Origin of the sequence: Blautia sp. HCN-1074, assembly GCF_037890165.1 — a bacterium.
Taxonomy (GTDB): domain Bacteria; phylum Bacillota; class Clostridia; order Lachnospirales; family Lachnospiraceae; genus Blautia_A.
On sequence record NZ_JBBKBP010000028.1, the window covers coordinates 1 to 23,818 of the forward strand.

The window sequence follows — 23,818 nt, forward strand, 5'->3', positions numbered from 1 at the left end:
TTGGGTTAAAAATAGACAGAAAACATCTGATATTTTGATTGTACAGAGTTTTTACATGTAAAGGAATGGATGAAAGATGATAAAAAAGAACTTATGTTAGGAAACATCTTATGTTTTCTAAAAAAGTTCTTTTTGTTTTATCAAAATCTATTTCAAGAAGGTAATTTTAATTTTCACTTTTTTTTCGTCTGGCCTCTCCAAAGTAAGATGCTCTGGAAGAAACGGCGGCTTTTCTCGGATAAAAAAACAAAAATCCAAATAAAGCAAGAGTCGTACCCATACATACATCAATCACTGAATGCTGTTTCAGGAACATGGTTGACATGATGATCAATGCGGTAAGGGTAAAGGAAGCAGCCTTTACTATTTTCTTATCACGAAGTGCCTCACAGTTTGTGAGAGACATATGTATCGCAAGAGAGTTAAAAACATGAATACTTGGAAGAATATTTGTAGGAGTGTCTGTGCTGTACAGCCATTTCACCATATCTGTAAAAATATTATCCCTTGGGAACTCTGTTGGACGTAAATGCTGTGCATTTGGATAAACGTAAGAAACGATCAGAAAAACAGTCATTCCCATCATAAGGTTAAATGCCAGTTGGTAGTATTCATGTTTGTTCTTATTAAAAAATATAAAATAGATTACAGCCAGGAACATGTACGGAAACCATAACAGATAAGGTATGATAAAAACCTCACAAAATGGTATCCAGTCATCGAAAACCGTATGTACGATATGATAGCTGTGAACTGGAAGATGTTCCAGATAATTGAACATCAAAATATAAATAATACTGTAAATACCGATCACAAAGCCATGTCGGTATTTTTCAATAAGACGTTTCACAATGTCACCTTCTTTATATAATCTGTTTAATACTGTATTACTGTTTATTTCGTTTGCAGTAACATTCTATATTCTTTCTTTCATTATCATAACATCTTCATACTTCTTTTACAAATAAATTTTCTCATAAAGTATATAAAAATTTTATTAAAAAATGCAGGATGAAAAGCAATATATTTTAAGTACTGTTCACTGGTAATATCCCGCGAGGTGTTTTTGGTGAGCGAAGGTCACCTACAGAACCTGCCACTGGCAGCTTCTTACGGATGCTTGGCAACAGAAAACCCGAGACATACCGCGCGAATTTATACGATTAGTATAAATTCTGTGCATCGCGAAGCGTGTTGCCGGGCACGTAGTGAACGGTAACATATTTTACAAAGTTTTAACATAAAGCAGGACAAAGATTTTACGGCACACGATTATACTGAGATTAATCAAATCAGAAATTTACCTGATTCAGAAAAATAATAGTAAATGGAGAACAAAAAATGATATATTTGGTGGAAGATGATGAGAGTATTCGTGAACTGGTGATTTATACATTAAAAAGTCAGGGCTTTGAGGCAAAAGGTTTTGAGAGACCTTCCCTTTTCTGGAGAGCACTGGAAAAAGAACAGCCCGCATTGTTGCTTTTGGATGTAATGCTCCCGGAGGAAGACGGTATTTCCATATTGAAGAAATTGCGTGTACGTCCGGATACACGTAAACTTCCGATTATTATGCTGACTGCAAAAAGCAGTGAATATGACACAGTAGTAGGTCTGGACAGCGGCGCCGATGATTATATCCCGAAACCATTTCGAATGATGGAACTGATCTCAAGGATTCGTGCCTTACTTAGAAGAACAGAAGATGACGGTGCAGAAGAATATCAGATTGGAAATCTCTATGTCTGCCCTGCCAGACATATTGCAACGGTAGATAAACAGAATGTGAATCTGACATTGAAAGAATACGAAGTATTATGCCTGCTCCTGAAAAACAGCGGAACTGTTCTTTCCAGAACACAGCTCTTAAATCAGGTATGGGGATATGAATTTGACGGAGAAAGCAGAACCGTTGATGTACATATCAGAACACTGAGACAGAAACTGGGAACTGCAGGAGAACTGGTGGAAACAGTGCGTGGAGTAGGATACAAAATTGATATGAAATAAAATTTAGATAATAAGAACTGGAATCATATATTTATCTATGCTATACTCTATATAAAAGAAAAATCAGCGGTCAGGGACATCAAAATCCCTGACTGTAGATTTTTATAAGGAGAATAAAAATTATTTTATGAAATCATTAGTAATAGCAGAGAAACCTTCTGTAGCCAGAGATATTGCCCGGGTGCTTCGCTGTAATCAGAAAGGCAATGGAACGCTGGAAGGAAAAGAATATGTGGTTACCTGGGCACTGGGACATCTGGTTACCCTTGCTGATCCGGAAGAATACGACAAAAAGTATACAAAATGGGAGATGTCCACACTTCCCATGATGCCGGATCGAATGAAACTGGTTGTGATCCGACAGACCGGTAAACAGTACAATGCAGTGAAAACACAGCTTTACAGGAAAGATATCAAAGATATTATCATAGCCACAGATGCAGGAAGAGAAGGAGAACTGGTAGCAAGATGGATTCTTGATAAATCAGACTGCCGCAAACCAATCCGCAGACTGTGGATTTCTTCAGTTACAGATAAAGCTATCAAAGAAGGCTTTACAAATCTGAAAAACGGACATGAGTACGATAATCTGTACAGAGCTGCAGTAGCGAGGGCAGAAGCAGACTGGCTTGTGGGAATGAATGGAACCAGAGCACTGACATGTAAGTATAATGCCCAGCTATCCTGTGGACGTGTGCAGACTCCTACACTTGCCATGATTGCAAAAAGGGAGGAAGAGATCCGTTCATTCAGACCAAAAGAATATTATGGTCTTTCTGTAAAAGCAGGAGATGTTACCTGGACGTGGAAAGAACCGAAGAGTAAAAGTTTCAGAACTTTTAATAAAGAGAGAGTAGAAGAAATTTCCGCTGCAGTCCGTAATCATACACTGGAAATCTCTTCTGTGACCAGCAAAGAGAAGAAAACATATGCTCCGGGCTTATATGACCTGACTACGTTACAGAGGGAAGCAAATCAGAGATATGGGTATTCAGCAAAACAGACCTTAAACATCATGCAGCGTCTGTATGAGAATCATAAAGTTCTTACTTACCCAAGAACAGATTCCAGATATATCGGTAAAGACATTGTGCCTACGATCAAAGAAAGACTGAAGGCGTGTGCAGTCGGTCCATACAGAAAGCTGGCAGGTCTATTGCTGAATCAGCCTATTCGTGCCAATGGAAATTTTGTGGACGATAAAAAGGTTAGTGATCATCATGCAATTATCCCTACGGAGCAGTTTGTGCAGCTTGACCATATGACAAATGAAGAACGTAAGATTTATGATATGGTTGTCCGCAGATTCTTAAGTGTACTTTATCCGCCATTTATTTATGAACAGGTAAGTATGGAAGGATTGGCAGCAGGAGAACTCTTTGCCGCCAGTGGTAAAGTTGTAAAAAGTGCAGGATGGAAAGAAGTGTACGAAAATACGGACACAGACACAGATGAGGAAGACGCAGATATATCGGACAACTCTCAGAAGCTGAAAGATCAGAAGCTTCCGCAGATGAAAAAGGGCGAAAAACTGCGTATAGAGAATGTGTCTGTAAATACAGGAAAAACAAAACCACCTGCAAGATTTACAGAAGCAACCCTGCTTGCGGCTATGGAGAACCCGGTACGCTTTATGGAAAGCCATGATGCGAAAGCGGTAAAGACTCTCGGTGAGACCGGTGGCCTTGGAACTGTTGCAACGAGAGCTGATATCATTGAGAAGCTGTTTAACAGTTTCATGATGGAGAAAAAAGGAAAAGAAATATATCTGACTTCTAAAGCAAAACAGCTTCTGGAATTGGTACCTGAGGAACTTCGCAAACCAGAACTGACAGCAGACTGGGAGATGAAACTTGGAAATATTGCCAAAGGTAAAATGAAACAGGAGACATTCCTGAAAGAAATCAGAAACTATACCTGCGATATCGTGGATGAGATTAAAACCGGACAGGGAACGTTCCGCCATGATAATCTCACAAATAAAATCTGTCCGAACTGCGGTAAGAAACTTCTCGCAGTGAATGGAAAGAATGCAAAGATGCTGGTATGCCAGGACAGAGAATGTGGATACAAAGAAACAGTTTCCAGAACGACCAATGCCCGCTGTCCAAAATGTCATAAACGTATGGAAATGTACGTAAAGGGCAAAGAAGAGACATTTATCTGCGCCTGTGGATATAAAGAAAAACTCTCCGCTTTTCAGGCAAGACGGGAAAAGGAAGGTGCAGGAGTTAATAAGCGCGATGTCCAAAAATATATGAGACAACAGCAAAAAGAAGCAAAAGAACCAGTAAATAACGCATTTGCGCAGGCACTTGCAGGATTGAAATTAGACTGATGATATCATACAGGATATAGACACTAAACAGAGTGTAATTTCGTGTCTAAAAGATATGAAAATATATAAATCAAAAAAGTGAAAGGATGGAACAGACATGGCAGTACAGGATGACCACATGATAAGAAATATTCAGGATGTAGGAAGATTAATTGCGAAGCTTCTGCTTCATGAACAGCAGCCAAATTATATATTACCTGAAAATGAAGCAGATTATACGGATGCAGATAAGCTTTTTGCATCTGTAATGAAACTTGCAGAAGAAGGCAAAATTAATGAGGCAGAAAATCAATTGTATGAGGGTATGGTAGAGGAGAATGTAGATTATCTGGAATTAGCATTGACCTTTTATCTGTATCTGAATGATATGGATGGAGATTTCCTGGATGACAACGGATATTCCAGAGAGGAAGTACTGGAGGGAATGAAAGACCTTGCCTCTGACTGGGGTGTCAGTGGTCTGGAAGCCTTTTAACTGAATTAGATTTGCTGTTTTCCTTATAAAATAATAAACAATAGAGTATGAATTTTCGCTTTATTGGCTATAGAAGGAAAAGAAATAAAAGAAATAAAATAGCTATTTGCGTGAAAGGAAAAAGCATAAATTATGCGCAGAGAACAGACACTGGAAGAAATTTCAGATGGAAAATTATATGATTCCAATGATATGGTAAAAGCAGACTGCCATGATTGTGAAGGATGCTGTGACTGTTGCCAGGGAATGGGTGATTCAGTGATTTTAGACCCATTTGATGTACACAGATTGTCAATCGGGTTAAAGAAACCAGTCGAGCAACTTTTACAGGAATATCTGGAGCTGGGAGTGACAGATGGCAATATTCTTCCGCATCTTCGGATGGCAGGAGAGAAAGAACAGTGTGTATTTCTTAACAGTCAGGGTCGTTGCAGTATCCACGCCATAAGACCGGGATTCTGTAGATTATTTCCATTGGGAAGATTTTACGAAAATAATGGATTTAAATATATTCTCCAGATTCATGAATGTCCAAAAACAAACCGAAGCAAGATAAAAGTAAAGAAATGGATTGATACACCAGATCTGAAAAATTATGAGAAATTTGTTAATGACTGGCATTATTTTCTGCTGGATGTGCAGGAAGTAATATATAATGCCGAGGATTCAGAGTTGATCAGAAATCTGAATCTCTTTGTAGTAAACAGATTTTATATAAAACCTTATGACCAGAATCAGGATTTTTATGTTCAGTTTTATGAGAGACTGAAAGAAGGAAAAGATTTGCTGGCATTGGCATAGGAGAAACATATGAGTTATCAGAATGAATGGCTTCTTTTTGAAGCAGAAGATGAGTTTGATGAAATTGAGCACAGAGAACCAACAGAAGAGTTTTTATTCTATCGTGCAGTTGCAAGTGGTGACATAGATGCGGTAAAGAAAAACTGTGAGCAAGAGAGATTTACAGAGTGTGAAGGTGTGGGAATCTTGTCCAGAAATGCGGTCACAAATATGAAATATCATTTTGTGATAACTACGGCAATGATAACCAGAATCTGTAAACAGAATGGAATGGAAATGGAACAGGCATTTCGGCTGAGTGATTTTTATATTCAGAAGCTTGATGACGTACATACAGTAGAAGAAGTTCAGAGTCTTCATGATGCAATGGTAATGGATTATGCAGAAAAAATGCGGAGATATTTCAAGGATAATACCTATTCCAAGCATATCAACGCAAGTAAAGAATACATTTATTCTCATATTAAAGAACGTATTACGATAGAGGACCTTGCTGATTCGCTTGGAGTATCTGCAAGTTATCTTTCCAGACTGTTTAAGAAAGAAACAGGAGTATCTGTCAGTGCCTATATCCGCAGACAGAAGATAGAAATGGCAAAGAATCTTTTGCAATATAGTGATTATTCAGTGATCGAAATTGCAAATCGCCTTTCTTTTTCGTCACAGAGTCATTTTATTCAGCAGTTTCGTGAAGTAGTAGGAATGACACCGAGGAAATATAGAGATAAGCATTATATGGTTCACTGGGATATAGAAAAAGAAATAAAATTATCATAAAAAGAATAAAAATAAGCGGTTATCTTGCAGATAACCGCTTGTTTTGTTACTTGCCTGATTTAGTTAAAGTGTCAGTATGATTTCATTTTTATCCTGAAGAAGTTCTTCCGGAATATAATTATCAGTTAATTTCTGACCATTCAGAATCAGACTGCTACAGCCGGATTCTTTACCATTAGGGTTTTCAACGGAAATATGAAGTTGTTTTCCGCGGAAAACTTTTTCAATTTCAAAATGTTTCCAGTTTTTTGGAACAGAAGGGGACAGGCGAAGGCCTTTTAGATCCGGGCGCAGTCCAAGAATACCCTCAACACATCCTACCATAACTGTAGACGCAGTTCCTGTCAGCCAGTGTACGTGAGAGCGTCCGAAATGTTCACTTGCCTTTCCTTCTGTAAACTGACCATAGCAATATGGTTCGAGACGGCGGATTTCTGCACGATCATTCTGAGCAGCAGGAGCATTTTCCATAAAATATGTAAAAGCACGTTCTCCATGGCCGCGGAGAGCTTCTGCAAGAATCAGCCAGCCCTGAGACTGAGAGAAAATACCAGAGTTTTCTTTTGTGCCCTGATTATAAATAACCGCCAGCGCACCGTCAAATGCGTGGGCATGATAAGGCGGATCCATAAGAATTGCGCCATATTCTGTATTGAGTCTTTTATATACATTATTCAGTGCTGTGTCACCCTGCTCAGGAGTAGCAAGACCACTGATGACAGCCCAACTCTGGGGATTCAGCCACATATTTGCTTCTATAGCAGCAGCTTCACCGATTCTTTCACCTGCTTCTGTATATCCGCGCACAAAACGGTCATGATCCCAGCAGAGATTCTGAATTTTCTCACCGAAATCCTGCTGAGTCTTTTCAAGATATTGTACATATTCAGTGTCCTGTTTGTACTCTGCAAAGATTTTCAGAATAGTCATTGCGTAATAGAACTGTAAAGCAACAAATGAAGATTCTCCATTTGCACCCAGACGAAGACAATCGTTCCAGTCTGCGTAAAGACCAGCCGGCATTCCATGAGGTCCCAGATGATTAAGAGAAAAGGCAACTGCACGTTTCAGATGTTCATAGACAGTAGCTTCTTCTTTGTTAGCAAATGGAATGACTTCATCCAGAAATGCGGTGTTTCCTGTTTCTGCAATATATTTGTACACAGTTGGGAAAATCCATAAGGCATCGTCAGCGCGATAAGCCGGATGTCCGGTTTCCTGTACATAAGAAGCATCGTCAGGAGTATCTTCTTTTCCAGGATTATGTGTAAATTTGACAAGTGGAAGTCCACCTCCGTTATCAACCTGTGCAGATAACATGAAACGGATTTTTTTCAGTGCCATTTCCGGAGCGAGGTGAATGATTCCCTGGATATCCTGCACAGTGTCTCTGTATCCATATCCATTTCTGAGACCGCAATAAATAAAAGAGGCGGCACGTGACCAGATAAAAGTCATAAAGCAGTTATAGGCATTCCATGTATTGATCATAGTGTTAAATTCCGGACTCGGAGTAGTTACCTTAAGATTATCCAGTTTCTTATTCCAGTCTTCTTTTAAGAGTTTTAATTCTTCAGCTACGGTTACGACCGGATTTTCATATTCTTTTATTAAGCTTTCTGCTTCGCTGGATGGCTTCATGCCAAGAAGAAAAACAATAGTCTTTGATTCACCTGGTGCCAGAGTGACCTTACAGGAGAGTGCGCCACAGGAATTTTCGTTATAGCTGGTTTTATTACCAAGATTACCGGAAAGAATTCCGATAGGATTTCCATATCCATGATAATTTCCGAGAAATGCTGTCTTATCACCACAGTAAGAAGAAACATCAGCTCCGGAAAGTCCGAAAAATCGTTCTGTTACATTCTTTTCGTCTACTTTCTCATCTTCAGGAATTGCGTCCAAATTTCCATGAATCTGCTGTGTGATTCTATTTTCTTCAAACAAAGTACGGGAGATAAACAGGGAATACTGTAAATTAACCTGATCTTGTTCATAGTTACTGTGATTAGTAAACTCGGCATATCCGCTGAGTGTCAGGTGCCTTTCCTGACCGGAATTATTTGTTACAGACAATGCCCAGACCTCATGGCTTTTTCCGAGAGGTACATAATAAAGTGCTTCTGAATGAATATTGCTGTAGTCGGCAGAGATTTTTGTATAGCCGATTCCATGACGGCATTCATTTTTATATACGGAAAGATCTTTTCCTACAGGCTGCCAGGAAGCAGACCAGAAATCAAGGGTGTTATCATCACGAATGTAAATATAACGTCCCGGCTGGTCAAAGTTATTGAATACATAGCGCAGGATACGTCCATTCGCTCCTGATTTGGCGAAACTGTATCCACCTGCATTATTAGAAATAATCGCACCATATTCCGGTGAACCCAGATAGTTTACCCATGGTGCAGGAGTAGCTGGGTTAGTGATTACATATTCGCGGTTTTCATTGTCAAAATATCCGTATTTCATATATAACAAGTCCTTTCTTTTCATTAATAAGAAAAATAATTAAGCAAGCATTACTGTGATCTCATGAACGTCAGAAGAAAGCTTTTCGATAAATTCTCTTGAAATCACAATATTGGAATCTTCTGTGATTTCCAGTGGAGTGTGATCACAGTCAGCGTAAGAAATATGATAGAAACCATAATCTTTTCTGGCAGGGTTGCTATAGTTTACAAGGAATTGTTTTCCTGCAAAAGTAACAGAAACAGATGCCATAGCGTTTTCATCAAATTGTTCAGCCAGAAGTTTCGGGCGGACAAGGAGATTTCCGGAAACTCCGCGGACACCAAATACTTCTGTGATCATAGTCAGCAGATACCAGCTTGCAGCACCGGTCAGATAATGATACATTCCACGACCGTCTGAACGGAAATATTCAGGGATTCCCGGATAAATATGGCTGGTATCAAAATCAAGGGCTGTGTCAGACAGGGATTTCAACACTTTCCATCCTTCTTTTGCGAAGCCCCTCTGGTATAAGGCATTAGCATACATTACTGCCATATGAGAGAATACAGCACCGTTTTCTTTTTCCCCGTAGGCAAAGCCGAACATACGACCCATATCAAATTTTAGTTCATGAAAATCTGTATTCAAGCGATAACCGCCAATTTCTTTTTTGTAGAGGTAGTGGTCTGCACTCTGTATGATTTTTTTGATTTGCTCATCGGTAGCAACATTTCCCATAATAGAAAATACCTGGCCTGTGAGCATCATACGCACCTGGCCCTCGTAAAATCCCTCTACGGATCGTCCATGATTGTCGTAGTAGCTGTTATACCATCCTTCAGTGTCGTTGAGATTGATCCATTCCTGAGAACGGATATGTTCTGTGATCCAGCTGGCTTTCTGAAGCAGGTTCATGGCAAGAGCAGAAAGAGAGTATTCTTTTTGTTTTCCGCTGAGATTATGTCTGCAGCTTTTGGAGTATTCTGCCAGAATTTCCTTCTTTTGAGATACGTTATCAAACATATCAACCTGGTCATTTAACAAAATCTGAATCTCCTCTAATAATGGAATGCTGTTTCCTCCGGTAGCAGATTCCATGAGATGTAACAGGGAAGCGAGAATTCGAAGATTACCGGCATAAGCACAGGTAAAGGCAACACTTTCTCCCTTTTCAGCTGCCATATCCAGAGCATCATTCCAGTCTGCGCCTCGCAGACGGTAAACATTATGGTCACCTACTTCATAGAATGCTGTGAGCTGCTGAATCAGAAGATGTTCCAGAATGCTGCCGGTATATATCTTTTTATCTTCGGTAAGCTGTTTGTTTCCGTATTCATCGTTCCAGAGAGTGTCTATTTCTGTACCTCGTATTGCCTGGGTATCTTTGAAATAAGGTACTTGTTTCTTGAGGATTTCAATGTCACCGGTCTGATCAATATAGAGTTTTGTGGTGATCAATGGCCAGAGTGCATGATCCATCCATACACGTGCGATTCCATTTCTGTCTGCAATAAAATTTCCATCACCATCTCCAATGATAGTTGCGTTTGTACCATCAATTCGGACTCCGCCATAATTTTTTTCAATCATGGTGCCAACATTCTGTGGATCCATCAGCAAAAGAGAGAGGCAGTCCTGCCACAAATCACGCCATCCTCGTCCGCCACGACCGTAATCATGATGTGGGAGGAAAGAACAGCCAAATAAACGGCGGAGGAATGGCTGAAAACTTACCCATTTCATGTAATTGTCAAAATCAGGATTCTGTGTATGAAAATCTACATTTACCTGTTTTTTCCAGTGAATTCTGGTTTCCTTCAGTGCATGTAACACCTTGTCTGAAGTATTGTATTTTTCATAAACATGTTCAATCTCAGATTTATCATCTGCAATACCGGATAGTAAGATAAAATCTGCTGATTCATCAGGGGCAAGAGTAAAAGAGGAGAAACGCAAAGCTCCCATCGCTTCTTTTCCCGCAGCATAACTATAGGCAGGAACTCCTTGATATCCTTCTGATACTGCACGGGGATGTGTATAAGTGCCACCCTCACCGATAAAATCTTCTACAGTTGGATAATAGGAAACAGGGGCGTCTCCCTTTCCGGAACAGCCATTTACATAGTAAATTTTGTGATTAGGCTGATGACCGCGCTCATCAAAGGACATGGTAGGGCATACATGGATACCATGTTTTGTTGTTTCTATTCTATGCAGCATGGATGTAACATTTCGGTGGTCACGAATGTTATCGGCACTTCTGCCATAGATGGGAATCGCACCATATGTGGTAAGATTCTGTGGCACATCGCCCTGATTTTTAATTGTTACGTACATAATTTCTACATTGTCATTTACAGGTATAAAAGAAGTGACAGAAGATGAAAGTTTCAATTTGTCAGATGTTCTTTCCAGAGTCTGCCACATAAGTCCAGCGGTAAGTTCGCTGTCCTCCTGATCTGGGGTAAAACGTTCAGCTTCCTGATGAGCAGAAGAACCTGTTACTGAATAAGGAGAGCATCCTTCTTTTACAATCCAGAAGTTCCTGGAAGAACGATTGTTGTGAAGATTTTCGGAACTAACTGGCTCTAACAGGAATGTATCCTGGTTAATCTTGCTATCGCCGCCAAGCAGCGGTGTAACGGAGCTTTTAAGACCTGCTTCTGATGCAAGAGGAAAATAAAGATAGCTGGTATTTTCAGGTCTGTTTACGCAGAAGCTCCCATGATTGTCAATAAACTTAAGATGTTTCAACTTTTTTCTCCTTCCATGATTGTTTGTACGGAAATTATAGCGGATATAAAATTTTACAGAAATAAGAAATATGTATAAAGTATCAGAATCATGACATAAATTGCAGTTATTTAAAGAAACATATAATGCAATCATGAGAAGTTTCCTAATTAAAGGATAAGATTGTATTCTGTTTGCCTACAGGAAAAGAAAACAATAATATTAAAAATAAACACATTGAGGTCATGAATCTGACATTTTGTTGGAAATTATAATATACCCTAAAAGCCGCTTCAGCTATAATTCAGTGCACAAGGTGAGGTGAGAAACTCACAAAGAAAAGGTAACTGAAGAAGGTACTAAACAGTTACAGAGAAAATAATAAAGGAGGATTTTCTAATGAAAAAGAAAACAGTGGCTGTTTTACTTACAGCAGCCGTAATCGCAGGTACTATGGGAGGAACCGCATCAATCGTACGCGCAGATGAAGAAGGAAAAGTAATTAATATTTATTCATGGAATGATGAATTCCGCCAGCGTCTGGAAGCAGTATATCCGGAAGTACAGGAAACTTCCAAAGATGGAACAGTGACAACATTAAAGGACGGAACAGAAATTCACTGGATCATAAATCCAAACCAGGATGGTGTTTACCAGCAGAAACTTGATGAAGCGTTAATGAATCAGGCAGATGCATCTGCAGATGATAAAGTAGATATTTTCTTATCAGAAACAGACTATGTATATAAATATACAGATGCAGAAGCAGATGTAGCAATGTCTCTGACTGATCTTGGCATTGATCCGGACAAAGATCTTGCAGATCAGTATGATTTTACAAGAGTAACAGCATCTGATGCAGATGGAGTACAGAGAGGTTCTACATGGCAGTGCTGCCCTGGACTTCTTGTATATAGACGTGACATCGCAAAAGATGTATTCGGAACAGATGATCCTGCAGAAGTAGGAGAAAAAATGAAAGACTGGGATACAGCAAAAGCTACTGCTGAAGAACTGAAAGCAAAAGGATATTATACATTTGCATCTTATGCAGATACATTCAGATTGTACGGAAACAGCATTTCACAGCCATGGGTAGAAGATGGTTCAACTACTATTAATGTAGACCCTCAGATTATGAACTGGATTAAAGATTCCAAGGAATGGCTGGATGCAGGATATCTGAACAAAACTGTAAAAGGTCAGTGGAATGATGACTGGAACAAATGTATGGGATCAGAATCCAAAGTATTTGCATTCCTCTTCCCGGCATGGGGAATCGACTTTACATTAAGTCCAAACTGGGATGGAGATAATGGAGAATGGGCAGTTACAAACCCACCGCAGGAATATAACTGGGGCGGTTCTTATATCCACGCAGCAACAGGAACTGATAATCCGGAACATGCAAAAGATATCATTCTTGCGCTGACAGGTAACAAAGATAATTTATTAAAGATTTCAAAAGATTACTCTGACTTTACAAACACAAAGAGCGGTATGCAGGAAGCTGCAACAGATGACAACTTTGCATCTGAATTCCTTGGCGGACAGAATCCATTTGAATACTTTGCACCAGTTGCAGAGAATATCAAAATGGCACCACTTTCTGCTTATGATCAGGGCTGCGTAGAACTGATTCAGAATGCTTTCAGCGATTATTTCCAGGCTCAGGTAGACTTTGACAAAGCAAAAGCAAACTTTGAGACAGCAATCAAAGAGCGTTATCCGGAAATCCAGGAGATTAACTGGGCAGAATAAAAAACCTCATTGATTACAAAAGTTCTATATAAGCACTTGTGTTTGCCAGACACACATGAAAAAGATGTGTGTCTGGCACAAATATGTAAGGGAAGGAATGCTGAAATATGAAAAAAAAGAAAAGCATCAGCTATGCAAAGTGGAGATACATCTTTATTCTCCCATTTTTCGTAACCTTTATCATCTTTTCTTTGATTCCTCTGGTAGATACTGTACGATACAGTTTTTATGAATATTATCGTTCAGGAATTAAAGAGATTGGACCAAATTTCATTGGAATGGCCAATTATCTGAGTCTGCTGAAATCAGATATGTTCAAATATGGAGCCAATACATTGATTCTGTGGCTGATCGGATTTGTGCCACAGATTCTGGTTGCTTTGGTTCTGGCATGCTGGTTTACAGATGCCCGTCTGAAAATTCGTGGACAGCAGTTTTTTAAGGTAGTTATTTATCTTCCAAACTTGATCATGGCTTCTGCGTTTGCATTATTATTCTTCACCATGTTTTCTACAAACGGACCGATTAACTCTATCCTGATGTCGTTAGGATGGATCGAAGCGCCAATAGATTTTATGGGTTCTGTACTAGGTACAAGATCTCTGGTTGGTTTTATGAACTTTTTGATGTGGTTTGGAAATACAACGATTATGCTGATGGCAGCAGTTATGGGTATCAGTATGGATATTTTTGAAGCATCTGAGCTGGATGGATGTAGTAGTGTTAAACGATTCTTTTATATTACATTGCCGCTGATCCGTCCGATCCTTGCTTATACACTGATCACATCTATCATCGGTGGTCTTCAGATGTTCGATGTTCCTCAGATTCTTACGAATGGACAGGGAAATCCAGACCGTACATCTATGACTCTGATCATGTTCCTGAACAGCCACTTAAAGAGCAAGAACTATGGTATGGCAGGTGCACTGTCCGTATATCTGTTTATTGTCAGCGGTATTTTATGTATGATTGTATATAAGATGACAAATGACACAGACCCGGATGGTTCCAAGAAAGCTGCAAAGAAAAAAGCAAAAGAAGAAAGAAGGAGGAGATAAACTATGAAATCAAATACATCAGGTCGTGTGCGCAGTATTTTTGTTCATCTTGTGCTGATCTTTTTATCCTTCCTGTGTCTGTTTTTCTTTTACATTCTGATTGTAAATGCAACACGTTCCCATGCGGATCTGCAGAAAGGATTTTCAGCACTTCCCGGAAAATATTTTCTTGAGAATCTGAAGAATGTGGCAAATGACGGAAGTTTCCCGATGTTCCGCGGTATTCTTAACAGTGTTGTTGTATCTTCCTGCAGTGCTGCACTTTGTACATATTTTTCTTCTTTGACAGCTTATGGTCTATATGCTTATGATTTTAAAATGAAGAAAGCAGCTTTTACCTTTATTATGGCAATTCTTGTTATGCCTACACAGGTAACAGCAATGGGATTTTTACGACTGATCACAAAGATGGGAATGTATGACTCTTTACTTCCGCTGATCATTCCATCTATTGCATCTCCTGCAGTATTTTACTTTATGTATAGTTACCTTCAGTCTTCTCTTCCTTTATCCCTTGTGGAAGCGGCAAGAATTGATGGTTCCGGAGAGTTTAGAACCTTTAACAGTATTGTACTTCCGATTATGAAACCGGCAGTAGCGGTACAGGCAATCTTTACATTTGTAGGATCCTGGAACAATTACTTCGTTCCGGCTTTGATCATTCAGTCAAAGAATAAAATGACAGTGCCGATTCTGATCGCAACCCTGCGAGGAGCTGACTATATGAACTTTGACATGGGTAAAATTTACATGATGATCACAGTGGCCATCGTACCGATCATTATAGTATATCTGCTTTTATCTAAATATATTATTGCAGGTGTTACACTTGGCGGTGTAAAGGAATAAAAAGAATAAGAAAATAAATAGAATCTCCATAAATAAAAAGAAGAACCTCCATAGAGAGAATGCTATGGAGGTTCTTTTCATGGGAATCTGCCATTATCGGATAGTATTTTCAAACAAATTTTAGAAAAGAACAATATTTTATAAAACAGGAGTATCTAAATTTATGAAAAAATGGATTTACAGTGGAATCAGACAGGAACTGCCATCTGAAAGAGAAGTACTTCATGGAAGGCTTGCAAGAAAAGCAGCGGCAGAGGGAATTGTCTTGCTGAAAAATGAAGGAATTTTGCCATTAAAAAAGAATATAGCAGTAGCAGTCCTTGGATGTGGGGCAGAAAAAACAGTAAAAGGCGGAATTGGTTCGGGAGATGTTAATAACAGAAAAAACGTTTCAATCTATCAGGGGTTAAAAGAAGCCGGTGTAAAAATCGTAAGCAAAGACTGGATCAGCGATTATCACAATCGTTATGAGCAGGCAAGGGAAGCATGGAAAGAAAAAGTTCTGGAAGAGGCAAAAAAGGTAGACAATCCTTTTGATGCCTATGCAGATAATCCGTTCGAGATGCCATTGGGACGCGAGGTTCGGGAAGAAGATATCTGCCAGGCTGAAGCTATAATTTATGTGATCAGTCGTATTTCAGGAGAAGGAAAAGACCGCCGAAAAGTGAAAGGTGATTATTATTTGAGCACAAGGGAAGCCGCTGATTTACGCTATCTTGCAGAAATGAATAAGCCGGTGATTCTTATTCTTAATGCCGGCGGCCCGGTAGAATTGACTGAAATTCTGGAACAGACACATAATATAAAAGGAATTCTTAATATTTCCCAGCTGGGTCAGGAAGGCGGCGATGCATTGGCGGATGTACTTCTGGGAAAAGAAGTACCAAGTGGTAAACTGACGACAACCTGGGCAAGACATTATGAGGATTATCCGTCTTCTGAAGAATATGGATATCTGAATGGAAATCTGGAAAAAGAGGAATATAAAGAAGGGATTTTTGTAGGTTATAGGTATTTTGACAGTTTCGGGAAAAAGCCGCTGTTTCCATTTGGTTTTGGTCTTTCTTATACTTCCTTTGAGATTAAATGTTGTGGACTGAAGATTGAGGAAAGCAAGATCAGAACAGAGGTGCAGGTTACAAATACAGGAAATAAATATGCCGGTAAAGAAGTAGTGCAGATTTATACCACATTTCCACGAACAGATTTTGAAAAAGAATATAAGAGATTAGTGGGATTTGCCAAAACCAGACTTCTGCAGCCTGGGGAAACACAGACACTTATCATAGAAATACAGGAAAAACAACTGGCATCTTTCAATGAGGATTCACATACCTGGATAATGGAAAAAGGCAGCTATGGCCTTATGCTTGGAAACAACTCAGATAATTTAGAATTTGCAGCGATTTTGGAAGTTCCAGATTATGAAGAACTTGAACAGCTGGATGAAATCTGCCCATTGCAGGAGAAACTGGATTGTATTCATCTGTCTGAAGAAATGCAGGAAAAACTTATACAATATCAGAAAGAGGCGGAACTGGCACAGGTACCACGATATCTTTTTAAACCACGTTGTCTGTCTATATCTTCTGAGAAAACTAACGATGTAGAGAAAAATAATGGATCTCTCACCAATGAATATAAAAAAGTCCTTTCAAAGATAGCAGAGAAATCCGCTGAAGAACTGATTCCACTACTTTATGGAAAAATTTCAGAGAATATCAGTACTTTAGGAGCAGCTGGAATCCGCGTACCAGGTTCTGCTGGAGAAACCAGTGGCGCACTGGAAGAATGTGGAGTCCCGTCACTTGTTATGGCTGATGGTCCTGCCGGTATTCGTCTCAGACAGTGGTATCAGGTAAATAAAGAAACCGACAGCATTTATGAAATGGGCGTTCTTGGATCTCTGGAAAATGGAATCCTGGAGCCGGGAGTATATCATGAAAATGCAGATACTTATTATCAGTATTGCACAGCTTTTCCGGTAGGAACAGCACTGGCTCAGACATGGGATACAGAGCTTATGACGAAGTTTGGAAAAGCAATTGCAGAAGAAATGGAAGAATTCCATGTGAATCTCTGGCTGGCACCGGGAATGAATATTCACAGAAATCCGTTATGCGGAAGAAATTACGAGTACTATTCAGAAGATCCGTATCTTACAGGAATGTTAGCGGCAGCAGTAACACGTGGTGTGCAAAGCAAACCGGGATGTGGAGTAACGATCAAGCATTTTGCATGTAATAATCAGGAAGATAACCGTATGGGTGTAGATTCCCGTGTATCAGAACGTGCACTCAGGGAAATTTATCTTCGTGGATTTGAAATTGCAGTAAAAGAAGGAAATCCGGTTTCCGTTATGACATCTTATAATCTGGTGAATGGAGTGCATGCAGCAAACAGTAAAGATTTATGTGTAACAGTTGCCAGAAAGGAATGGGGATTTGACGGCGCCATTATGTCAGACTGGAACACAACAGTGCCGGAGGATGGAAGTACTCCATGGAAATGTGCGGCAGCAGGAAATGACATCATCATGCCTGGAAATCCAGACGATGATAAGAACATCCTACAGGCATATAAAGAAGGAAAACTTACAGAAGAAGAAATAAGAAGCTGCGCAGAACACCTGATAACGATGATTAGCAGAGTAAATCAGAAACGATAAATTTTTTATTAGGTTTATCAAAAAAATTAAGATTATGATAGCCTGAAACATAAAATTATGATATGATATAGATAAAAAATAGACAGAGAAAGTCCCTGCTTGTAAAAGATTACTTTTGCGAATAAAGTGGGGGCTTACTTAGTTGTAAAATAAAAAAGAAAGGATATGGTGAAATGGAGAAATATAAGAGAATATTCGTGATCGTTCTGGATTCACTGGGAATTGGGGCAATGCCTGATTCAGAGAAATTTGGAGATAAGGGTGTAGATACTTTCGGACATATTCTGGAACGTATGGGAACTCTGGATATTCCGAATCTGCAGAAACTGGGAATGGTAAATCTTCATCAGGCAGGTAAAATGGAGAAGGTAGAGAATCCGATGGGACGTTTTATGCGTGTCAGTGAGGCCAGCAATGGGAAAGATACTATGACAGGCCATTGGGAGATGATGGGAATCAAGACAGAGAAACCATTTAAGACTTTTACAGATACAGGATTCCCGCCTGAATTAATTGCAGAACTTGAGAAACGCTGTGGCAAACGTGTAATCGGAAATAAGAGCGCAAGCGGTACAGAAATCATTGAAGAACTTGGCGAAGAAGAAATCAATACAGGTGCAATGATCGTATACACTTCTGCTGATTCAGTTCTGCAGATCTGCGGAAATGAGGAGACATTCGACCTTCAGAACCTCTATCGTTGCTGCGAAATCGCACGTGAAATTACAATGAAAGATGAATGGCGTGTGGGACGTGTAATCGCAAGACCATATGTTGGAAAGAAGAAAGGTGAGTTTAAACGTACAAGTAACCGTCATGATTATGCACTTAAACCAACCGGATTAACAGCTATGAATGCATTAAAAGATGCAGGATACGATGTGATCAGTGTAGGAAAAATTAATGATATTTTCTGTGGAGAGGGTGTGACAGAAGCACTGCATTCTAACAGCTCTGTGCATGGAATGGAACAGACGATTGAAATCAGCAAGAAAGATTTCCATGGACTTTGCTTTACCAATCTGGTAGATTTTGATGCACTCTGGGGACACCGCAGAAATCCTGAAGGATACGGACAGGAAATCGAGAAATTTGATAATAATCTGGGCGTTCTGATGGAGGAGATGACATCTGATGATCTTCTGATTATTACTGCAGATCATGGAAATGATCCGACATACACAGGAACAGATCATACCAGAGAATATGTACCATTCATTTCCTGGTCACCGAAGATGGAACAGGGTGGTCAGTTAGAGGAAGAGGATACATTTGCAATTATCGGGGCAACTATTGCAGATAATTTTCAGGTAAAAATGCCAGAGGGAACAATCGGACATTCTATTCTTGATAAGTTAGTATAATCAGGGGAAAACATATGGATAGCAGAGCATTTCTGGATTTTTTGAAGATAGCGGAAAGATTAAAATGTAATACCAGACATTCTTATACATCTTCAGGGCGGCATGAGAGTGTGGCAGAACATAGTTGGCGGCTTACTATGATGGCATATTTTATGCAGGATGAATTTCCTGAGGCAGATATTGATAAGGTAATCAAGATGTGTATCTTTCATGACATGGGAGAAGCCATTACAGGAGATATTCCTGCGTTTGAGAAAACTACTGCTGATTCAGAGCATGAAAATTCTGTAATGGATGAACTGCTGGACACTTTGCCAGAGCCGTACAAAACAGATTTGAAAGAACTGTTTGCTGAGATGGAGGCATTGGAAACTTTAGAAGCAAAAATATATAAGGCTCTGGACAAATTAGAAGCATTGATTCAGCATAATGAGGCTGATCTTTCTACCTGGATTCCGCTGGAATATGATCTACAGATGACCTACGGAACTAAAGAGTGCAGTTTCAGTGAATATATGAAGAGTCTGCGGGATATGGTCAGAGAGGACTCCAGAAAGAAAGCTGGTATGGACAAATAATAAAAACTTGCTGCACAGAGGGAAAACACCAATGTACAGCAAGTTTTTTTAGCAAATTTTCAACAGATTTTCAAATGAAAAAATCTTATTCTCTGACATTAATTCTTCAAATTTGTTCAGATTAAGATCCGAATGCTCCAGTTCTCTGGAGAACTGGTAGCAAATCTGAATCTGCTCCTCCAGACTAAATTGACGGTTGTTTTTCAGGTATATTCCAACAGATAATTCGTGGATAAATAATGTACAGACAACAGCCATTTTTACCTTTGCGAAAATCTCATCGTCATAAACAGCACCACAAAAATAAGTGTAGATCCAATAAACCAGAAGCTGCTCCTCCTGAATTTGCCAGTCCGGGTAGTAATAATCGAATTCACTTTTCTGATATGGATAAAGACTTACTTTTGCGGACGAATCATCTGAAATTTCTGTATATAAAGGAGTCAGAGATTCATTCAGAAAGTCTCTCCACCCAGGACGAAGGACTTCCATGGCAGGAACTATCGTCTGCCACATTTGCTGGAATAATTCTTTCATTTTACAGGAATAATCTGGACAGCCGGAAATATCGGCTACATCTGAGGCATTAGTTATATTTGTTTTCTCTGAAGGATTTGCGGTATTTTCTTTATTATATTGATTCATCTTAAAATGAATTTTATTGCAAAATTCTTCTCCGTATCCGGAATCTTTATGGCGTTTCCTTATATCTTCCCATTTAAAAAGCTCATTTTTATCTACGCACAGCTGAAAATCATGTGCGATCGCAAGTATTTTCCACAGACGCTTCTGCATAGGAATTGTCCTGTCCTGAATGATAGCTATCAGCATATCCCTCGTATCCATCAATGCAGTAAACAGGAGATAATCAAAATCATCATAGACTTCTTCACGAGTTTCTTTTTCCCTGGTTATAAAATTTACTTTATCTTTCTGAGACAGAAGGATCCTTGCGGCTTCCGGGCAGGAAAGTGACAGGGAAATCTCGCGTAACCCCTCAAATTCTTCAATATGTCTGGGATAATTTCTGCATGTTTTGCAGAACATTTTTGGTCCTGCTTCTGTATAAATATCACACAGATTATCTTCATTCAGAAATGCACAGCGACGATCATACTGTCGGAAAACATGTTCTTTCCAGTCGATATCGTTATGTAAGCGGTTACGGAACGGACCTTTAAAGTGCTGATATTTTTTCAAAGTTTTATCATCAATAACGATTTGCCACCCTGCACAGCAGGTGTCCGGACAGGCACCGGCAATGCAGGAGAATTCTTTATAATAATTTGGAAATGTAAATTGCATAACGCTAAATAACTCCTTTCTGACAGATAAGAAAAGTGTTGTATTACTGAGAATGATGTGAACAGCAACAACATTTCTTATCTTATGATATAAAAATATTGTATAGGAAACGAATAGAAAATACAATGCATTTATTTTTGACAGAAATAGCTAAAATATATTGAATGGGAACCAAAAATATTATAAAATAATATACAAATCAAAGCTTTTTGAAAGGAAGCCAAAAGTTGTGAAGAAGAGATATACAATTGGTGTGATGATAGGAAATGCAAATTCACCGCATACGATGGATCTAATGCAGGGGATTTTTCATGCAGCACAGTCGATGGATGTCAATGTTATATTATTCCTTGGAATTCACAGCAGCTATTATTATAAATCATATTTTGGAGAAGATGTGGAGGATGATTATGACTACCAGTTTAATGCCGCATATGATTATCAGGCATTTGCGGACCTGGATGTGCTGGTAATCGCATATGGATCATTATGTATTTTTCTGGATGAAAAAGAGAGTGCAACTTTTCTGGAGAAATATAGAGATAAGCCACGTGTTCTTCTCGAAGAAAGGGACAAAACAGGAACATCTACATCCATTATTACGGACAATTATAATGGAATGTATGCCATAGCAGAACATCTGGTAAAGGACCATGGGTATAGAAATTTTACCTATCTTGCGGGACCTCATGGAAATACAGACGCCAGGGAACGCAGGCAGGCGGTATATGATGTGATGGAGAAATATGAAATCCCGTTTGGACCGGAGCGGATTGCTTATGGAGATTATTCATCATGTGTGCAGAAACAGGTAAATCATTTATTGGATGCATACCCTGACATGGAAGCAATGATCTGTGCAAATGATGTTATGGCAGAGACTGCATATAGAGAATGTAATAAAAGAGGATTGATTGTCGGAAAGGACATTGCGATTACTGGTTTTGATGACTGGGAACTTGCCGAGACAATGAATCCGCCATTGACAACTGTATTGCAGAATGCTTTTGATATGGGGTATATGGCAATAATCGGCGCGGTAGAATTGTGCAAGGGAAAGAAATGCCACTCTGTGGTAGTTTCGGCGAGTGTAAGAATTCGTGAGTCATGTGGATGTTCAGTAGACAGAAATTCTTATGAGGAAACTTCAATTCTTGGAAAAGAAACTCATTGGACAGCGATTGTGGAGAGTTATCTGGACAGTATGCTGAAGGAAGTTCTTCCGGCCAATTCAAATAAAGAATTGAAGGGCAGAATACGGGATTATCTGAGTTTGCTTTTAAGTGTGGATTTCAGAGCTTCGGATAGTGAAGAGAATATAAAGAGAGGTCTGCAGAAATTGTTTGACAGTGAACTCGGCGGACTGCTCAATGGACATTCTTTTATGAAAGTGCTGGATCAATTTGTTGATGAATGTATTCAGGTAGAATTGCGAAAAGATAAGCCAGACAGAACGATCATTCAGAATTTACTTCTGAGAAAGAGACTCTTAAATGATAAGATCGTGGCATACAGTATTAAAAGTGAAAAAGAGCATTTCAGTACTTTTCAACAGGAAAGCTGGTTTGTTCCACTGATTTCCAAAGATATGATATGTCATATGAATGATGAGCAGGAGATGTATAGACGTGCACTTGTGAAGCTAAACGCGTTGAGCGCAAAAGCATCGTATCTTTATATTTTTAAAGAACCGGTAGCTCATTACAGAGATGAGGAATGGAAATGCCCAGATAAGATGTATCTGGCTGCATATCAGATAGGACAGCAGATTATTTCATATAAAGAGAATGAACGTCCGGAAGTGTCTACGGATTATTCAAGGGACGGAAGAGTTATATGCAGAAAGAAAGACAACGAAAATTATGTAGCGACGATTCTTTGTCTCTTTTCCGGAGAAATGCAATATGGTGTTCTGGCAGCGGAAATTAATCCTGCCAATCTGGCTTTATTTTATCTTATCAGCAGGCAGATTGGAAATATGCTGCGTATGTATCAGATGTCGAAAGAGCAAAAAAGGATGCAGCAGAAACTCGAAGCTCTGGTCAGAGAAGTTAGGGAAAAGAATGAAGTCCTTAACTTTCTGTCGGAATCTGATGCATTAACAGGCTGTATGAACCGCCGGGGACTTATGGAAAAGGCAGTTCAGATGAATAGAAAAAATGATGGAAAAGAGATGCTGATCCTGTTTGCAGATCTGGACCACCTGAAGGAAATCAATGATTCTTTTGGACATATAGAAGGCGATTTTGCCATTAAAAAATGTGCTGAGACTTTAAAATCTGTGGTGGGAGAAAATGGCATCATAGGAAGAATCGGCGGAGATGAATTCTGCGCAATGCTTCCCGGAAATGCTGAGGATGGACAGAGGATTCGTAGACTGATCCAGAAGAAAAGTGCAGCATTTAATGAGAATTCCGATAAAGCGTATTATGTGGAATTATCAGTGGGATACACGATAGTTACATGCAGTAGCGGACTGGCAATCTCAGATGAACTGAAAGATGCCGATAAAGCTCTCTATGAGGAAAAAAAGAAACGGAGAAAATCTGTAAAGAAACAACTGGATTTAGAAAAATAGTAATAAAATAATGCTAAGCAAAGAACAGGTTCAGACACGAATAATATATTTCGTATCTGA

The 23,818-nt window shown here is 39.2% G+C and carries 16 protein-coding genes; 12 read left to right on the plus strand and 4 right to left on the minus strand.

Annotation, left to right across the window (positions count from 1 at the left end):
- Positions 1-166: 166 nt before the first annotated feature.
- Entirely contained in the window at positions 167-850 is a 684-nt protein-coding gene (locus WKT11_RS17180; RefSeq protein WP_118247725.1) for a phosphatase PAP2 family protein, read from the minus strand.
- A gap of 491 nt (positions 851-1,341) precedes the next feature.
- On the opposite strand from WKT11_RS17180, the gene WKT11_RS17185 reads away from it, so the two are divergent.
- The 5 genes from WKT11_RS17185 (at position 1,342) to WKT11_RS17205 (ending at position 6,401) form a co-directional block, all read left to right on the plus strand.
- The gene (locus WKT11_RS17185) at positions 1,342-2,010 is read left to right on the plus strand and encodes a response regulator transcription factor (protein ID WP_117676982.1); all 669 of its coding nucleotides are present in this window, start codon (positions 1,342-1,344) and stop codon (positions 2,008-2,010) included.
- Positions 2,011-2,137: 127 nt separating this feature from the next.
- Positions 2,138-4,348 carry a DNA topoisomerase III gene (locus WKT11_RS17190; RefSeq protein WP_119245185.1) on the plus strand — a complete coding sequence of 737 codons (2,211 nt, stop codon included), beginning with the start codon at positions 2,138-2,140 and terminating at the stop codon, positions 4,346-4,348.
- A gap of 97 nt (positions 4,349-4,445) precedes the next feature.
- Positions 4,446-4,823 carry a DUF6483 family protein gene (locus WKT11_RS17195; RefSeq protein WP_340285244.1) on the plus strand — a complete coding sequence of 126 codons (378 nt, stop codon included), beginning with the start codon at positions 4,446-4,448 and terminating at the stop codon, positions 4,821-4,823.
- Between the two features lie 132 nt (positions 4,824-4,955).
- Positions 4,956-5,624: a YkgJ family cysteine cluster protein gene (locus tag WKT11_RS17200; protein WP_340285245.1), complete on the plus strand. Its 669-nt coding sequence runs from the start codon at positions 4,956-4,958 to the stop codon at positions 5,622-5,624.
- Between the two features lie 9 nt (positions 5,625-5,633).
- Positions 5,634-6,401, plus strand: a complete 768-nt coding sequence (locus WKT11_RS17205) for a helix-turn-helix domain-containing protein (protein ID WP_118411311.1) — start codon at positions 5,634-5,636, stop codon at positions 6,399-6,401.
- 63 nt (positions 6,402-6,464) lie between these two features.
- Here the strand turns inward: WKT11_RS17205 and WKT11_RS17210 are convergent, their stop codons facing one another.
- Together WKT11_RS17210 and WKT11_RS17215 are read right to left on the minus strand one after the other, a co-directional pair.
- Positions 6,465-8,876: a GH36-type glycosyl hydrolase domain-containing protein gene (locus WKT11_RS17210; protein WP_340285247.1), complete on the minus strand. Its 2,412-nt coding sequence runs from the start codon at positions 8,874-8,876 to the stop codon at positions 6,465-6,467.
- 39 nt (positions 8,877-8,915) lie between these two features.
- Positions 8,916-11,615 carry a GH36-type glycosyl hydrolase domain-containing protein gene (locus WKT11_RS17215; RefSeq protein ID WP_340285248.1) on the minus strand — a complete coding sequence of 900 codons (2,700 nt, stop codon included), beginning with the start codon at positions 11,613-11,615 and terminating at the stop codon, positions 8,916-8,918.
- A gap of 378 nt (positions 11,616-11,993) precedes the next feature.
- On the opposite strand from WKT11_RS17215, the gene WKT11_RS17220 reads away from it, so the two are divergent.
- The 6 genes from WKT11_RS17220 (at position 11,994) to WKT11_RS17245 (ending at position 19,875) form a co-directional block, all read left to right on the plus strand.
- Positions 11,994-13,355: an ABC transporter substrate-binding protein gene (locus tag WKT11_RS17220; protein ID WP_118411313.1), complete on the plus strand. Its 1,362-nt coding sequence runs from the start codon at positions 11,994-11,996 to the stop codon at positions 13,353-13,355.
- Positions 13,356-13,462: 107 nt separating this feature from the next.
- Positions 13,463-14,416, plus strand: a complete 954-nt coding sequence (locus WKT11_RS17225) for a carbohydrate ABC transporter permease (protein WP_340285249.1) — start codon at positions 13,463-13,465, stop codon at positions 14,414-14,416.
- A gap of 3 nt (positions 14,417-14,419) precedes the next feature.
- Positions 14,420-15,265 (plus strand): carbohydrate ABC transporter permease, encoded by an 846-nt coding sequence (locus WKT11_RS17230; RefSeq protein ID WP_117844233.1) that lies wholly within the window; start codon positions 14,420-14,422, stop codon positions 15,263-15,265.
- Between the two features lie 163 nt (positions 15,266-15,428).
- Entirely contained in the window at positions 15,429-17,933 is a 2,505-nt protein-coding gene (locus tag WKT11_RS17235; protein WP_340285250.1) for a glycoside hydrolase family 3 protein, read from the plus strand.
- Between the two features lie 173 nt (positions 17,934-18,106).
- A complete protein-coding gene (locus tag WKT11_RS17240; RefSeq protein WP_119243969.1) occupies positions 18,107-19,297 on the plus strand; it encodes a phosphopentomutase in 1,191 nt (396 codons plus the stop codon).
- A gap of 14 nt (positions 19,298-19,311) precedes the next feature.
- Positions 19,312-19,875, plus strand: coding sequence for an HD domain-containing protein (locus WKT11_RS17245; RefSeq protein ID WP_119243970.1), 564 nt, complete (start codon positions 19,312-19,314; stop codon positions 19,873-19,875).
- Between the two features lie 48 nt (positions 19,876-19,923).
- On the opposite strand, the gene fliB is transcribed toward WKT11_RS17245, so the two are convergent.
- On the minus strand, positions 19,924-21,180 hold the full coding sequence (gene fliB, locus WKT11_RS17250) for a flagellin lysine-N-methylase (protein WP_340285251.1): 1,257 nt from the start codon (positions 21,178-21,180) through the stop codon (positions 19,924-19,926).
- A 229-nt stretch (positions 21,181-21,409) separates the two neighbouring features.
- Between fliB and WKT11_RS17255 the strand changes: the two genes are divergently transcribed.
- The gene (locus WKT11_RS17255; RefSeq protein ID WP_340285252.1) at positions 21,410-23,758 is read left to right on the plus strand and encodes a diguanylate cyclase domain-containing protein; all 2,349 of its coding nucleotides are present in this window, start codon (positions 21,410-21,412) and stop codon (positions 23,756-23,758) included.
- Positions 23,759-23,818 lie beyond the last annotated feature (60 nt).